The sequence below is a fragment of the Bradyrhizobium sp. WBOS08 genome (assembly GCF_024585125.1).
GTDB lineage: Bacteria > Pseudomonadota > Alphaproteobacteria > Rhizobiales > Xanthobacteraceae > Bradyrhizobium > Bradyrhizobium japonicum_B.
On the sequence record NZ_CP028988.1, the window covers coordinates 4,507,681 to 4,522,672 of the forward strand.

Annotated in this window: 13 protein-coding genes; 11 read left to right on the top strand and 2 right to left on the bottom strand. The window is 66.5% G+C overall.

Features of this window, described 5'->3' with window-relative positions; genetic code table 11:
• Window positions 1-70: 70 nt before the first annotated feature.
• Window positions 71-952 (bottom strand): LysR family transcriptional regulator, encoded by an 882-nt coding sequence (locus DCM80_RS21210; protein ID WP_257193510.1) that lies wholly within the window; start codon window positions 950-952, stop codon window positions 71-73.
• Between the two features lie 179 nt (window positions 953-1,131).
• Between DCM80_RS21210 and DCM80_RS21215 the strand changes: the two genes are divergently transcribed.
• From DCM80_RS21215 to DCM80_RS21225, 3 genes are all read left to right on the top strand, one after another.
• Complete coding sequence (locus DCM80_RS21215; protein WP_257193511.1) at window positions 1,132-1,956, top strand: 3-hydroxybutyrate dehydrogenase; 825 nt, start codon at window positions 1,132-1,134, stop codon at window positions 1,954-1,956.
• A 70-nt stretch (window positions 1,957-2,026) separates the two neighbouring features.
• Window positions 2,027-3,175: a patatin-like phospholipase family protein gene (locus tag DCM80_RS21220; protein WP_257193512.1), complete on the top strand. Its 1,149-nt coding sequence runs from the start codon at window positions 2,027-2,029 to the stop codon at window positions 3,173-3,175.
• 73 nt (window positions 3,176-3,248) lie between these two features.
• Complete coding sequence (locus DCM80_RS21225; RefSeq protein WP_257197994.1) at window positions 3,249-4,193, top strand: oxygenase MpaB family protein; 945 nt, start codon at window positions 3,249-3,251, stop codon at window positions 4,191-4,193.
• A 199-nt stretch (window positions 4,194-4,392) separates the two neighbouring features.
• Here the strand turns inward: DCM80_RS21225 and glgA are convergent, their stop codons facing one another.
• Entirely contained in the window at window positions 4,393-5,808 is a 1,416-nt protein-coding gene (gene glgA / locus DCM80_RS21230; RefSeq protein ID WP_257193513.1) for a glycogen synthase GlgA, read from the bottom strand.
• 181 nt (window positions 5,809-5,989) lie between these two features.
• Here glgA and DCM80_RS21235 point away from each other — a divergent pair, with 181 nt between their 5' ends.
• The 8 genes from DCM80_RS21235 to DCM80_RS21270 all read left to right on the top strand — a co-directional run bounded on the left by DCM80_RS21235 (window position 5,990) and on the right by DCM80_RS21270 (window position 14,988).
• Window positions 5,990-7,186 (top strand): CaiB/BaiF CoA-transferase family protein, encoded by a 1,197-nt coding sequence (locus DCM80_RS21235; RefSeq protein WP_257193514.1) that lies wholly within the window; start codon window positions 5,990-5,992, stop codon window positions 7,184-7,186.
• A 127-nt stretch (window positions 7,187-7,313) separates the two neighbouring features.
• Window positions 7,314-8,858, top strand: a complete 1,545-nt coding sequence (locus DCM80_RS21240; RefSeq protein ID WP_257193515.1) for an ABC transporter substrate-binding protein — start codon at window positions 7,314-7,316, stop codon at window positions 8,856-8,858.
• Window positions 8,859-8,865: 7 nt separating this feature from the next.
• Window positions 8,866-9,816 (top strand): ABC transporter permease, encoded by a 951-nt coding sequence (locus tag DCM80_RS21245; RefSeq protein WP_257193516.1) that lies wholly within the window; start codon window positions 8,866-8,868, stop codon window positions 9,814-9,816.
• The gene (locus tag DCM80_RS21250) at window positions 9,803-10,675 is read left to right on the top strand and encodes an ABC transporter permease (protein ID WP_257193517.1); all 873 of its coding nucleotides are present in this window, start codon (window positions 9,803-9,805) and stop codon (window positions 10,673-10,675) included. Before DCM80_RS21245 ends, DCM80_RS21250 begins: the two co-directional genes overlap by 14 nt.
• Window positions 10,672-11,664 (top strand): ABC transporter ATP-binding protein, encoded by a 993-nt coding sequence (locus DCM80_RS21255; RefSeq protein WP_257193519.1) that lies wholly within the window; start codon window positions 10,672-10,674, stop codon window positions 11,662-11,664. Before DCM80_RS21250 ends, DCM80_RS21255 begins: the two co-directional genes overlap by 4 nt.
• Complete coding sequence (locus tag DCM80_RS21260; protein ID WP_257193520.1) at window positions 11,661-12,632, top strand: ABC transporter ATP-binding protein; 972 nt, start codon at window positions 11,661-11,663, stop codon at window positions 12,630-12,632. Before DCM80_RS21255 ends, DCM80_RS21260 begins: the two co-directional genes overlap by 4 nt.
• 75 nt (window positions 12,633-12,707) lie before the next feature.
• A complete protein-coding gene (locus DCM80_RS21265; RefSeq protein ID WP_257177285.1) occupies window positions 12,708-13,775 on the top strand; it encodes an alcohol dehydrogenase in 1,068 nt (355 codons plus the stop codon).
• Window positions 13,776-13,908: 133 nt separating this feature from the next.
• Window positions 13,909-14,988, top strand: coding sequence for an isocitrate/isopropylmalate dehydrogenase family protein (locus DCM80_RS21270; protein ID WP_257193521.1), 1,080 nt, complete (start codon window positions 13,909-13,911; stop codon window positions 14,986-14,988).
• Window positions 14,989-14,992 lie beyond the last annotated feature (4 nt).

The following is a 14,992-nucleotide window of genomic DNA, read 5'->3' on the forward strand; positions in this document are numbered from 1 at the left end:
CTGCCCTCTCCCACAAGGGGCGAGGGCACAGCAATGCGCCTCTCGCCTGCGGGCGGGAGCGCTCGCTCTGCTAGCCCGCAATCTCCCGCCAGTCGGCGCCGCGCAGCATGCGCATCACGGCGTTGGCGACTGCCGTGCGCTGGCGGCCGGCCACGCCGTAGAGGCTGACGGTGCGGCGGGCGTCCAGTCCGGCGACGGTGGCGCGGCTGAGCGTTTCCGGCAAAGGCGAGGTGTGCGGCACCATGGCGACGCCGATGTCGGCTTCGACCAGCTCGATCAGGTCGCGCTCGCTCGAAATCTCGTGGCCATGCTCGATGCCGTGTTCGCGCAGGTTCGCGGAGATGCGGCGCGAATGCTCGCAGAAGGTCCGACTCAGCAATTGCTCCGAGCGCAGATCGTCCAGTTCGATGCTGCTGCGGCCGGCCAGCCGATGTCCGTCGCCAACGACGAGCTCGAAGCTCTCGGTGAACAACGGCCAGGTGTCGAGCCGGTCCCAGGCCTCGTCGATCTCGGCGGCGATGCCGAGCTCGGCTTCTCCCTTCTTGAGGAAATCGGCGACCTCGCGGCTCGTCCCGCGCAGGAAGCGCAATTCGAGCCGGTTGAACTGCCGCCTGATCTCGTTGAGGTGCGGAATCAGCAATGCCAGATCGATCGAATGTGTCAGCGCGATGCGCAGCGCGCCGACTTCACCGCTCCTGAACGAGGAGGCGAGCGAGCGCGCGCCGACCGCGGCATCATAGCACTGCTTCAGGAGCGGATGCATGCGCTGGCCGAGCTCGGTCAGTTGCGCCGCCGGTCGCTCGCGGCGAAACAGGTCGCCGCCGAGCTCGGCCTCGAGCTGCTTGATCGCGCGCGTCAGCGAGGGCTGCGTGACGTTGCACTCCTCCGCCGCGCGCGTGAAATTGAGCAATTGCGCCACCGCGAGGAAATAGCGGACCTGGTGCATTTCCATGGATCGGCTCCCAGCAAGATCGGCTGGAAACCTAGCCGATCGAAGCGGGAAATGACATCCCGCCCGCGATAGCACGGACGTATGGAGTCGGAAGCCTACCGGTATTTCCGTTCGGGCCGGCGATCCTCCAGGGTCTTGCGAAGGTTTGAAGTCCAGTCATCGCCAACGGAGACCTTGCCATGAACATACCGCTGAAGCCGCAGACCTCGCAGCCTGCCCGCGCGCTGGCCGGCAAGGTCGCGCTCGTCACGGGCTCGACGAGTGGCATCGGTCTCGGCATCGCACGTGCCCTGGCCGCGGCCGGTGCCGACGTCGTCCTGAACGGCCTCGGCGTCGCCAGCGAGATCGGCCGGACGCGTGAGCAGATCGCCGCCGAGTTCGGCGTCAAGGCGAGCTACTCACCGGCCGACATGACGAGGCCGAGGTCGATCGCCGAGATGATTGCGGCGACCATCGCGGAATCCGGCCGGCTCGATATTCTCGTCAACAACGCCGGGATCCAGCATGTCGCGCCGCTCGAGCAATTTCCCGTCGAGAAGTGGGACCAGATCCTCGCGATCAACCTGACCTCGGCCTTCCACACGACGCGGCTCGCGCTGCCGGCGATGCGCCGGAACGGGTTTGGCCGGATCATCAACGTCGCCTCCGCGCACGGCTTGGTCGGCTCCCCGTTCAAGGCCGCCTATGTCGCCGCCAAGCACGGCATCGTCGGTCTGACGAAGGTGACGGCGCTGGAGACGGCGGAGCAGGGCATCACCTGCAACGCCGTGTGCCCGGGCTACGTCTACACGCCGCTGGTCGAAGCGCAGATCGACGGGCAGGCCAAGGCGCACGGCATCTCCCGCGACCAGGTCATCCGCGACGTGCTGCTGGCGCAGCAGCCGAACAAGCGCTTTGCCACGGTCGAGGAGCTCGGCGCACTGACGGTGTTCCTGTCGACGGATGCGGCGGCTTCGATCACCGGCATCGCGCTTCCGGTCGACGGCGGCTGGACCGCGCATTGAGATGGGCCGGCGCAACAAGCCGCAACGGCATGTGAATATTCGATCGGTGCAAGCTCACCAGGAGCAGGACATGAATGGCATGCAGGACAACACGCAGAGCAGGGGCGGGGATCTGCCCGGCCAGGTCGTGCTCGTGCTCCAGGGCGGCGGCGCGCTCGGGTCCTACCAGGCCGGCGTGTATCAGGCGCTGCATGAGGCCGGCATCGAGCCGGACTGGATCATCGGCACCTCGATCGGCGCCATCAATGCCAGCCTGATCGCGGGCAATGCACCCGGCCAGCGGCTGACGCATCTGAAGGAATTCTGGAAGCGGATGGAGCAGAATCCGATCTGGAATCTGCGCACCGCGTTTCCCGGCTTCAACGAGAAGCTCGCCTATTGGTCGACCGTCACCAACGGCATTCCCGGATTCTTTCGCCCCAATCCGCTGGCGCATGCCGGTGATTCCTATCCGCTCGGAGCGGATCACGCCGGCTTCTATTCGACCGCGCCGCTGGAGAGAACGCTGCTCGAGCTGGTCGATTTCAGCCTGGTCAATAGCTGCTCGCCGCGGCTCACGGTCGGCGCGGCCCATGTCCGCAGCAGCCAGATGCGCTATTTCGACAGCCGCGACGGCGAGCTGACCGTGAAGCACGTGATGGCCTCCGGCGCGCTGCCGCCGGCGTTTCCGGCGGTGCGCATCGACGGCGAGCTCTATTGGGACGGCGGCATCCTGTCCAACACGCCGACCGAGGCCGTGTTCGACGACAATCCGCGCAGGAATTCGCTGATCTTCGCCGTGCATCTGTGGAATCCGATCGGCGCGGAGCCGACGACGATGGCGGAGGTGCTGAACCGGCACAAGGACGTGCAATATTCGAGCCGTATCGCGAGCCAGATCGCCCGCCAGCAGCAGGCCCACCGCCTGCGCCACGTCATCAATCAGCTTGCCGCGCGCCTCTCCGAGAGCGAGCGCCGCGACCCCGCAATGCGGGAGTTGATCAGCTACGGCTGTCCGACCCGGATGCATGTCGTGCGGCTGCTGGCGCCGCAGCTCGATCGCGAGACCCATACCAAGGATATCGACTTCAGCCCGTCCGGCATCATGCGGCGCTGGGACGCCGGCTATGCGCATACGCGGTCCGTGCTCGAGCGAAAGCCGTGGATCGGCGAATTCGATCCGCTCGCCGGCGTGGTGCTGCACGAGCATATGGACGTGCTGCCGATGGCGGCGGAGTAGGTCGGCTCTTTCATCATCGAATTGCCACAGGCCTTGCGGATCGTCGGTTACCTTGCAGCCGAAGGCCGTGCAGATGGTGTCCGCGAACGATCTCGAGGCAACGCTCGATCAGGTCCGCGCCAACGCAGCGGGGGCGGTGGCGGGCGTGTTCGGCCCTGACACGCTGACCTGGCGGATCGACCGCGAGGCCGCCATCTTTCTCGGCGCCGGCCGCGCGCTGTTGCTGCAGCTGGCCCATCCCTGGGTTGCCGCGGCCATCGCCGAGCATTCCAAAACCTTTGCCGATCCGATCGGACGCTTCCATCGCACCTTCGACATCGTGTTTGCCATGGTGTTCGGCTCGCTGGAGCGGGCGTTGCTGTCGTCGCGCCAGCTGCACCGGCGTCACAGCATGATCGTCGGAGAGATGCCCGAGACGGTCGGCCCGTTCGCGGCAGGCTCGCGCTACCACGCCAACGACATCCCGTCGCTGCGCTGGGTCCATGCGACGCTGGTGGAGTCGGCGCTGATGGCGCATGACCTGGTCCTGCCGGCTCTCACGGTGGAGGAGCGCGAGCGTTACTGGAGCGAGAGTCGGCTGTTCGGTGCTTTGTTCGGGTTGACCGCGGACGATCTGCCGGCGGACTGGTCCGGCTTTTCTGCCTACACCGGGGCGATGGCGCAATCGGAGACGCTCACCGTGAGCCCGGCGGCACACGAGATCGCGGCGCAGATCTTTGCCGGCGCCCGCCCGTGGTTGCGGCCGCCGCGCTGGTACCGCGCGCTGACGGCGCGGATGTTGCCGGAACGGTTGCGCGCCGGGTTCGCCCTTGCACTCGACGCGAACGACGACAGGTCAGTCGACAATGCGCTGCGCTGGATCAGGCGCGTCTATCCGAAACTGCCTGACAGGCTGCGCTATGTCGGCCCCTACCAGGAAGCACAGGCACGCCTGCGCGGCGAGCCGCAGCCGGACTGGATGACGCGCTGTCTTAACCGCGCGTGGATCGGACGGCCGCAGATGGACGTGCGCCGCTGAGCGCTTCCGGCGTATCCCGGACAAGCCACAACGGGCAAAGCGCGTTGCGGCGCAGAGCCGGGACCCAGAGGCCGCGAACTGCGACGCGCGATGGGCCCCGGCTCAGCAGCGCACCGTCGAAGAGACGCTGCGCTGCGTCCGGGGCACGAGAGGGCGAGGCGCTCGCAATGACCTGAGTTTGTGGGAGCGCCGAAGCGCCTCACACCGACGCCAGCTTCCGGTAAAGCGCGCTGTAGCTGCCGGCCGAGATGCTCCAGGAGAACGATCGGCCCATGGCGCTGCGGCGCATGGTGTCGAGCTGGTCCTGCGCCATGAAGGCCGAGAAGGCGCGGCGGACGCCGCCGAGGAAGGAATCGCGCGAGGGTTTCGAGAACAGGAATCCGGTCTCGCCGTCGGTGATGGTCTCGGCGAGGCCGCCGGTCTGGTGTCCGATCGGCAGCGAGCCGAAGCGCTGGGCGTACATCTGGCTGAGGCCGCACGGCTCGAAGCGCGACGGCATCAGGGTGAAATCGCTGCCGGCGAAGATGCGGCGCGCCTGGGCGTCGTTGAAGCCAATCACGACGCCGATGGCGTCGGGGCGGCGGCGATGCGCGTCGATCAAGGCCTGCTCGAGCGCCGGCTCGCCGGAGCCGGTGACCACGATCTGCCCGCCGGCATCGACGATCTCGTCGGCCGCCGACAGCACGAGGTCGATGCCCTTCTGGTGCACGAGGCGCGCGACGATGCCGAACATCGGGCCGCGCGAGACCGCGAGGCCAAATTGCTTGCGGACGTAATCCGCATTGGCCCTCTTGCCGGCCCAGTCGCCGGCGCCGAACTGCTGGGCGAGCTGGGCGCAGGAGCGCGGGTCCCAGCTCTCGTCGATGCCGTTGAGGATGCCGGTCAGCTCGGCGGCGTCCGAGCGCAGCCGGAGCAGTCCCTCCAGACCGCAACCGAACTCGGCCGTGGTGATCTCCCGCGCATAGGTGCCGCTGACGGTGGTGAGGTGCGAGGCGTAGACGAGGCCCGCCTTGAGGAAGGAGACCTGATCGTAGAACTCGACGCCGTCGATGTGGAAGGAGCTCTCCGGTGCTCCGATCTGCCGCAGCGCGTCCTTCGGAAAAAGACCCTGATAGGCGAGGTTGTGGATGGTCAGGATCGACGGCAGCTTGGCGCCGTGCCAGGCAAGGTAGGCCGGCACGAGCGAGGCCTGCCAGTCATTGGCATGGATCAGGTCTGCTGCCCAATTCTTGTCCAGCTTGCCCATGGCCAGCTCAGCGGCGGCGGAGGCAAATCGGGCGAAGCGAATGTCGTTGTCGGGCCAGTCGCGCCCGGACTCGTCGCCATAGGGATTGCCGGGCCGGTCGTAGAGTTGCGAGCAGAGCAGCACGTAGACCGGCAGGCCGTCCTTGGTCGCGGCTCGGCCGATCGAGCATGCCGGCATTTCCGCGACCGCCGGGCAGCGGCCAACGATCTGAATATGCGTGAGTTGTTCGATGATGTCGCGATAGCCGGGCAGCATGACCCGGATATCGGCAAAGGGGCGAAGCGCGCGGGGGAGAGCTGCGGACACGGCGCCGAGGCCGCCGACGCGGACGAAGTCGTCCATCTCAGTCGTAACGAACAAGACCCTCAAGAACAGCTGCCCTCTTCCGATCCCGTTTCCTGCTATGCAAGAACGGGTCCAGTTGCCCACGAAATCTCAAGCCCGCCCACGCGGCACGTCCGTTCGGTAAAGACTTTCCTACTCAGCGGCCGCCCTCTAGGGTCGCCGCATCAACAAGAGAGAACATTGAAGGTTCCAAGGGGCTCCGGGGATGCAGCTAGCAGATAAGCATGAGGGGACGACGACAAAGGCCTTCGCCGGCCTCCGGGTGCTGGATTTTTCGACCACCATCGCCGGTCCTCACTGCGCGCGCATGCTTGCCGACATGGGAGCCGAGGTCATCAAGATCGAGACCGAGGGCGGCGAGACGATGCGGACCCGGCCGCCGCTGCGCAAGGGCTGCAGCACCACGTTCGGCCAGCTCAATGTCGGCAAGAAGAGCGTGGTGCTCGACCTCAAATCGGAGGACGGTAGGGAGGCGGTCCGCCGGCTGGCCGCGACGTCGGACATCCTGGTCGAGAACTTCCGCCCCGGCGTGATGCACCGGCTGCGGCTCGACTATGACAGGCTGCGCGCCGTCAATCCGAGGCTGATCTATTGCTCGATCTCCGGCTACGGCCAGAGCGGCCCTTCGGCCGAGCTGCCGGCCTATGCGCCGGTAATCCATGCCGCATCCGGCTACGACATGGCGCATCTGGCCTACCAGCCCGGCCGCAACCGTCCCGATTATTGCGGCATCTATCATGCCGACGTCGTCACCGGCACCTATGGCTTCGGCGCGATCGCCTCCGCGCTCTATCAGCGGACCGTGACCGGGCTCGGCCAGCATATCGACGTGTCCATGCTGGAATCGATGCTGTCGCTGACGCTGACCGAGCTGCAGGGCGCGCAATTCGCCGTGAAGCCGCCGCCGCGCCCGATGTTCGGACCGACCGAGACGGCAAACGGCTACGTCATGATCACGGTCGCCAGCGAGAAGACGTTCCAGGGCCTGATGGCCGTGATCGGCCACGGCGAATGGATCACCGACCCGCGCTTCTCGACCTATGCCCCGCGTCGCGAGAACTGGGCCGAGGTGATGGACGGGGTCGAGGCCTGGTCGCGGCAGCTCACGACCGATGCGTGTCTCGCCGCGCTCGGCGCGGCCGGCGTGCCGGCTTCGGCCTATCGCACCGTGGCCGAGGCGCTGGCCGATCCGCAGCTCGCGCACCGGCAGGCGCTCACGTCCGTGCAGGACGAGGGCGGCTCCTTCAAAGTGCTCAACCTGCCGTTCCGGATGTCGGGCGCCGACACCGCGCCCGCCACGACCATGGCCGGGCTCGGCGAGCATACCGATGCGCTGCGCGAGGAGATCGGCCTCGCCGACGATGCGCCAATTCCGACAGGCAAAACAGCCGCGACACGCTGAGCGTTGCGCCGCACTGCGGCGTGTGATCTCGCACGCGTTCCTCTTGCGGTGGCGCGCTTTTGCCGCCACTCTCGCCTCCAGTCATTCAGCGATCCGAAACATCGGACGAGGGATCCGGGGAGGAACCATGACGAAGATTGCTGCTGCGGCGCGCAAGCGCGCGCCGATATTCCTTGTTGCGGCATTTGCCCTCCTTCCACTGACTGGGCCTGCGCAGGCGCAGAAGTCCGGCGGCAGCATCACCGTCGGCCAGGAGCTCGACATTCCGGGCTTCGACCCGCTCAAGGTTGGCGTTTACGACACTTCGACCAACACCGCTGCGGCCGCGATCTTCGACACGCTGACCACACTCGATGAGAAGGGAGAAGCCGCGCCGAAGCTCGCGGTGTCCTGGACTCATTCCGACGATTACATGAGCTGGACGTTCAAGCTGCGCGAGGGCGTGAAATTCCACGACGGCACGCCATTCAACGCGCAGGCCTTCAAGGAGAATTTCGACCGGCAGAAGGATCCCGCCAACAAGTGCCGCTGCGCCTTCTACATCACCAACGTCAAGGAAGTGCTGGCGCCGGATGAATACACCATCGTCTACAAGCTCACCGATCCTTCCGTGAATCTGCCGGCGGTGATCACGATTCAGAGCCAGAACAACGTCATCCACTCTCCAACCGCATGGAAGACCAAGGGCGACGACTACAATCGCAATCCCGTCGGCACCGGTCCCTACATCCTGAAGTCATGGACCGCCGGCGACCGCATGGTGTTGGAGAAGAATCCAAACTACTGGGACAAGGGCCGGCCCTATCTCGACCGCATCATCCTGAAGCCGCTGCCCGACGCGCAGTCGCGCTTCGCCTCGCTGCAATCGGGAGAGGCCGACATCATCTGGGACGACGAGAACGACGCCGACAACATCATGAAGGCGCAGAAGGATCCCAAGCTCACGGTGCACACCTACAAGGGCTCGGGCGCGGCGGTCTACGCCTTCAACACCAAGGTCGCGCCGTTCGACGATGTCCGCGTGCGCCAGGCGCTGGTGATGGCGATCGATCGCCCGAAGATGTCCCAGGCGATCACCAACGGTCTGAGCCGGCCCGCGAGCAATCCTTACGGTGACGGCTCCTGGGTGAAATGCAAGGACGACGGCGCGCTGCCGTTCGACGTCGAGAAGGCCAAGGCACTGATCAAGGATTACGGCAAGCCGGTCGAGTTCAAGATGCTGGTGACCGCGACGCCGCGCGGCCGCATGGTCGGACAGGTGCTGCAGCAGTTCTGGAAGCGCGTCGGCGCCAACATGGAGATCGAGCAGGTCGACCAGGCCACCATTCCCTCGCGCGCCTTCACCCGCCAGTTCCAGATGACGCCGTGGCGCATCGTCGATCTCGCCGATCCCGATCCGCAGATGTACGCGAATTTCCGCAGCGGCAGCCCGCTGGCGCTCGCCGGATACTCAAACCCAGAGCTCGACAAGCTGCTGGACCACGCGCGCGTCACGGCCGACCTCGGCCAGCGCAGCGAGGATTACTGCGCCATCAGCCGCCTGATCAACAAGGAGGCGATCTGGTTCTGGACCTTCCAGAACACCTATTACGCGCTCTCGAGCGCCAAGCTGAAGGGCTTCCCGAAGATGTACAACGGCGTGATCGACGTCTCGAGGACCTGGCTGGAATGATCGCGCGATGCTGAACTTCGTCGTTCGGCGGCTGCTTGCCATGCTGCCGGTGCTGCTCGCCGTCTCGCTGCTGACGTTCCTGATTGCCTCGCTGCTGCCGGGCGATCTCGCTCTCGTCATCCTCGGCGATCAGGCGACGCCGGAGAACGTGGCGGCGCTGCGCCGCGACATGGGGCTCGACCAGCCGCTGTGGTGGCGCTATCTCAGCTGGCTCGGCCAGGTCCTGCAGGGCGATCTCGGCCGCTCGTTCCGCACCGGGCAGACGGTGTTGCAGGCGGTCGCCGAGCGCATTCCGGTCTCACTGCAATTGATGCTGATGGCCGAGTTCATCGGGCTCCTGATCGGCGTTCCCGTCGCGATCGCCTGTGCCGCCCGCGCCGGCGGCGCGTTCGACCGCTTCATGACCGGCAGCGCGTTCGCGATGCTGTCGATGCCGTCCTTCCTGGTGGCGATCCTGCTGATCTATCTGTTCGCGGTCGAGCTGCACTGGCTGCCGGCGACCGGCTATGTGCCGTTCACCGAGGCGCCGCTCAGCAATCTGCGCTTCTTCGTTCTGCCGGCGCTGACGCTCGCCCTCGCCGAATGGCCTGGAATCATGCGGGTGCTGCGTTCCGACATGATCGCGACCCTGCAGGAGGATTATATCGCGCTCGCCAAGGCAAAAGGCCTCAAGCCCGCGCGCATCCTGTTCGTGCATGCGCTGAAGCCGTCGTCGCTGACCTTGGTGACGGTCACGGGCATCAATATCGGCCGTCTGCTCGGCGGCACGCTGATCGTGGAATCGATCTTCGCGCTGCCTGGCATCGGCCGGCTCCTGGTCGGAGCGATCTATACCCGCGACCTCGTCATCCTCCAGGGCGTGGTGCTGCTGGTCGCCTGCGGCTTCGTCATCGTGAATTTCATCGTCGACATGCTCTACGCCGTGCTCGACCCCAGGATCCGCCATGGCCACGCTTGAGCTCTCGCTGCAGGACGGGGCGGCGCCCGTGCCGGTCGGCCGCAAGCGCAAGCTCGGCCTGCTGTTCTGGATCGCGAGCAGCTGGCTTGCGATCATCCTCGCGCTCGCGATCCTCGCGCCCGTGCTGCCGCTGCAGAATCCCATCGACATGGACATGCTGGAGCGCCGCGCCGCGTTCTCTTCCGAGCACTGGCTGGGGACCGACGGGCTCGGCCGCGACGAGCTCGCCCGCCTGATCTTCGGCGCGCGAACCTCGCTGACGGTCGGGCTGATCGCGCCGATGATCGGTCTCACCATCGGCGGCGCGCTCGGCCTGCTCGCCGGCTATTTCCGCGGCCGGTTCGAGATCATCGTGGTCGGCAGCATGGACGTGCTGCTGGCCTTTCCGCCGCTCATCTTCGCGCTTGCCGTGACCGCCTATCTCGGCCAGTCCGTCCCCAACCTCACCGTGATCCTCGGCGTGCTCGGCATTCCCGCCTTCATGCGCGTGGCGCGCGCGGCGACGCTGACGCTGGCGCGGCGGGAATTCGTGATCGCGGCCGAGGCGCTCGGCGCCAGCCATGCGCGCATCCTGCTGCGAGAGCTGTTGCCGAACGTGATCCTGCCGCTGCTCGCCTTCTTCCTGCTCGGCGTCGCCGTCACCATCGTGGTCGAGGGGGCGCTGTCCTTCCTCGGCCTCGGCGTGCCGCCGCCGATGGCGAGCTGGGGCAGCATGATCGGGGAGGGGCGCGACAGCCTCGACGTCGCGCCGCGGCTCGCCTTCCTGCCGGCGGCCGGACTTTTCGTGACCGTGCTGGCCTTCAATCTGGTCGGCGACACCTTACGGGCGCTGACCGATCCACGTCAGGGGGCGCTGTGAGCGCCCCGCTATTGACCATCGCGGACGTCACCGTCGAGCTGCCGACGCCGCGCGGCAATTTGCGCGCGGTGGATCATGTCGATCTGTCGCTGCAGGCGGGCCGCACGCTCGGCATCGTCGGCGAATCCGGCTGCGGCAAGACCATGCTGTCGCGCGCGGTGCTGCAGCTGTTGCCGAAGAAGGCAAAGCTCACGGGCCGCGTGATGTTCGACGGCCAGGATCTGGTGCGGCTCGCGCCGGAAAGCCTGCGGCGGCTGCGCGGCCGCGATCTCGCGGTCGTGTTCCAGGATCCCATGACCTCGCTCAATCCGGTGCTCACGATCGGCACGCAGTTGATGGAGACGATCCAGGAGCATCTCGAGCTCGATGCTCCGGCGGCGAAGGCGCGCAGCATCGAGCTCTTGGCCGCCGTGGGCATTCCCGCGCCGGAGCAGCGGCTCGCGCAATATCCGCATCAATGCTCCGGCGGCATGCGCCAGCGCATCGCGATCGCGATCGCGCTGTCCTGCGAGCCGAAGCTCTTGATCGCGGACGAGCCGACGACCGCGCTCGATGTCACCATCCAGGCGCAGATTCTCGATCTGCTCGCGCGCGAACAACGCCGCCGTCACATGGCCATGATCATCATCACCCACGATCTCGGCGTCGTCGCCGGCCGTGCCGACGAGGTCGCGGTGATGTATGCGGGCAGGGTGGTGGAGCGCGCGCCGACCTCGGCGTTGTTCAAGCGCATGCACATGCCCTACACCGAGGCGTTGCTGGCAGCGATCCCCAAGCTGGATGCCGCGCCGCATACGCCGCTGCCGGCCATCTCCGGCCGTCCGCCCGATCCGACGCGGCCGCTGCGTGGCTGCTCCTTCGCGCCGCGCTGCCGTTATGCCACCGGCCGCTGTCGCGAGGCCAAGCCGGCGCTGTCAAGCGCCGAGATGCCAGATCATCTCTATGCGTGCTTCCACCCGATCCAGATGGCGGAGGGAATTGGCGCATGATGCAGCTTGCCGTGCGCGCCGAGCCGCTTCTGAACGTCGACAATCTCGTCGTCGAATATGGCCTCGGCAACAAGACCGTGCATGCCGTCTCCGGAGTCAGCTTTCAGGTCGCCCGCGGCGAGACGCTGGGGCTGGTCGGCGAATCCGGCTGCGGCAAGTCGACGCTGGGGCGCGCGGTGCTGCAATTGCGCCGCGCCAGATCCGGCCGCGTGCTGTTCGACGGCGAGGACCTCACCGCGATGGATGGCGAGGCGCTGCGCAGGATGCGCCGCCGCGTGCAGCTGATCTTCCAGGACCCGATCGCCTCGCTCAACCCGCGCCGCCGGATCGGCGACATCGTGGCCGAGCCGCTGATCATCGCCGGCGTCAAGGATGCGGCCGAGCGCAAGCGGCGCGTCCATGAGGTGCTGTCGGCGGTCGGGCTCGATCCTGACCTCGTCGCTGGGCGCCTGCCGCACGAGTTCTCCGGCGGCCAGTGCCAGCGCATCTGCATCGCGCGGTCGCTCGTGCTCAATCCCGAGTTCATCGTCTGCGACGAGCCGGTCTCGGCGCTCGACGTCTCGATCCGCGCGCAGATCCTCAACCTGCTGGAGGAGATGAAGGCGCGCTTCGGCCTGACGCTGCTGTTCATCGCGCATGATCTTGCGGTGGTCAAAGCGGTCAGCGACCGCGTCGCGGTGATGTATCTCGGCCGGCTTTGCGAGGTCGGCCCTGCCGAGCAATTGTTCACGAGGCCGGCGCATCCCTATACGGAGCTGTTGCTGCAGGCCATTCCGGTGCCCGATCCGGACGCCCGTCCTGCCGAGAGCATCGCGGGCGGCGAGCCGCCATCGCCGATTGCGCCGCCGTCCGGGTGCCGCTTCCGCACCCGCTGCCCGCGGGCCGATCAGCGATGCAGCGCGGAGATACCGGAGTTGCGTGAAGTCGCACCCGGCCAGTTCGCGGCTTGCCATCATCCGCTGGCCTGAACTAAGACCGGTTTGTCTCGCCTTGCCGGCCATGGCATGGTGGCGCGGTGACAAGAAGCATGCGGGAGGACGCCGATGAAGAGTTTCAAGGTTGCCGATTTCAAGGCACCGCTGCAGGAGTTCGACGAAGCGACGCCGCAGCCGTCGGGCACGCAGGTGCTGATCAAGGTGAAGGCTGCCGGCGTCTGCCACAGCGATCTCCACATCTGGGAAGGCGGTTACGATCTCGGCCACGGCCGCAAGCCGCTGTCGCTGAAGGACCGCGGCATCAGCCTGCCGCTGACCATGGGCCATGAGACCGTCGGCGAAATCCTGGCGTTCGGCCCCGACGTGAAGCCGACCGACCAGGGCGAGCTGAAGATCGGCGACGTCGGGCTGGTCTATCCCTGGATCGGCTGCGGCAAGTGCGCCACCTGCCTTGCCGGTGACGAGAACATGTGCCTGACGCCGCGCTCACTCGGCGTCTATTGCGACGGCGGCTATTCCGATCACATGCTGGTGCCGCATCCGCGCTATCTGCTCAATCTGCGAGGGCTCGATCCGGCGACGACCGCGCCCTACGCCTGCTCGGGTGTCACCACCTACAGCGCGCTGAAGAAGGTCGAGCAGCATTTCGACACGCCGATCGTGATGTTCGGCGCGGGCGGTCTTGGCTTGATGGCGCTGTCGCTGTTGAAGGCGATGGGCGGCAAGGGCGCGATCATGGTCGATATCGACGCCAGGAAGCGCGAGGCGGCGGAGAAGGCCGGTGCGCTCGCCACTGTCGATCCCAAGGCGCCGGATGCGCTGGAGCAGCTTGCCAGGAAAGCGGGCGGTCCGATCCGCGCCGTGATCGACCTCGTCGGCAATGCTGCGACGACGCAGCTCGGTTTCGATTGCCTCACCAAGGGCGGCAAGCTCGTCATCGTCGGCCTGTTCGGCGGCGGTGCGACCTGGGCGCTGCCGCTGATTCCGATCAAGGCGATCACGATCCAGGGCAGCTATGTCGGCAACTTGCGCGAAACGCAGGAGCTGCTTGACCTGGTGCGGACCAAGAAGGTGCCGCCGATCCCGGTCACGACGGCCCCGCTCGCCAAGGCCAACGACGCGCTGCTGCAATTGCAGCAGGGCGCGGTGGTCGGGCGCACGGTGCTGACGCCGTAATCAACGACACTCTCCGCCGTCATTGCGAGCGAAGCGAAGCAATCCAGAATCTTTCCGCAGAGGCGGTCTGGATTGCTTCGTCGCTTCGCTCCTCGCAATGACGAGATCACTCTGACTTTCGCGCAGGAATCTAATGTCCGCAAACAACGCCTTCCACATTGCCGTGCTCGCCGGGGACGGCATCGGTCCCGAAGTCATGGCGCCGGCGCTCGAGGTGCTGCGCAAGGTCGGCGAGAGATCGGGCCTCGGCTTCCGTTTCACCGAGGCCCCGGCAGGGGCGAACAATTATCTGGCGACCGGCAAGTCGATGCCGGATTCGACGATCAAGCTGTGCGAGGAGGCGGACGCGATCCTGCTCGGGGCCTGTGGCCTGCCGTCGGTACGCTACCCCGACAATACCGAGATCGCGCCGCAGATCGAGCTGCGCTTCATCTTCGATCTCTATGCCGGCGTGCGGCCCGCGCGCCTCATTCCCGGCGTGCCGAGCCCGATCGTCGGTGCCGACCAGCGCGGCATCGATCTCGTCGTGATCCGGGAGTCGACCGAAGGCCTCTTCGCCTCCATGGGCAAGGGCGTCGTCACCCACGAGGACGCGCGCGAGACCATGGTGATCACGCGGCGGACCTCCGAGCGCCTGTTCGAGTTTTCGTTTCGCTTGGCCGAGCGGCGCAAGGCGCGCGGCAAGCCGGGGATGCTCGCTTGCGTCGACAAGGCGAACGTGTTCAAGGCGTTTGCATTCTTCCGCGGCATCTTCGACGAGGTCGCGAAGAAGCATCCCGACGTGAAGACCGACCGGCTCTATGTCGATGCCTGCTCGGCGATGCTGGTGAAGCGCCCCTGGGATTTCGACGTGATGGTGATGGAGAACATGTTCGGCGACATCGTCTCCGACATCACCGCGAGCCTGATCGGGGGCCTTGGCATGGCGCCGTCGGCCGATATCGGCGACAAATACGCGGTGTTCCAGCCCTGTCATGGCACCGCGCCCGATATCATGGGGCAGGGCAAGGCCAATCCCACCGGCATGATCTTGTCGGCGGCGATGATGCTGGACTGGCTCGCCGACAAGCACGGCGTCGAGAGCGCCGCGGAAGCGGGCGAGACGATCGAGCGGGCGGTCGATCAGGTCTATGCCGGCGGCATCAAGCCGATGGAGTTTGGCGGCAGCAACGGCACCGCCGACATCACCAAGGCGGTGCTCGCGGCGCTGTAGCTAA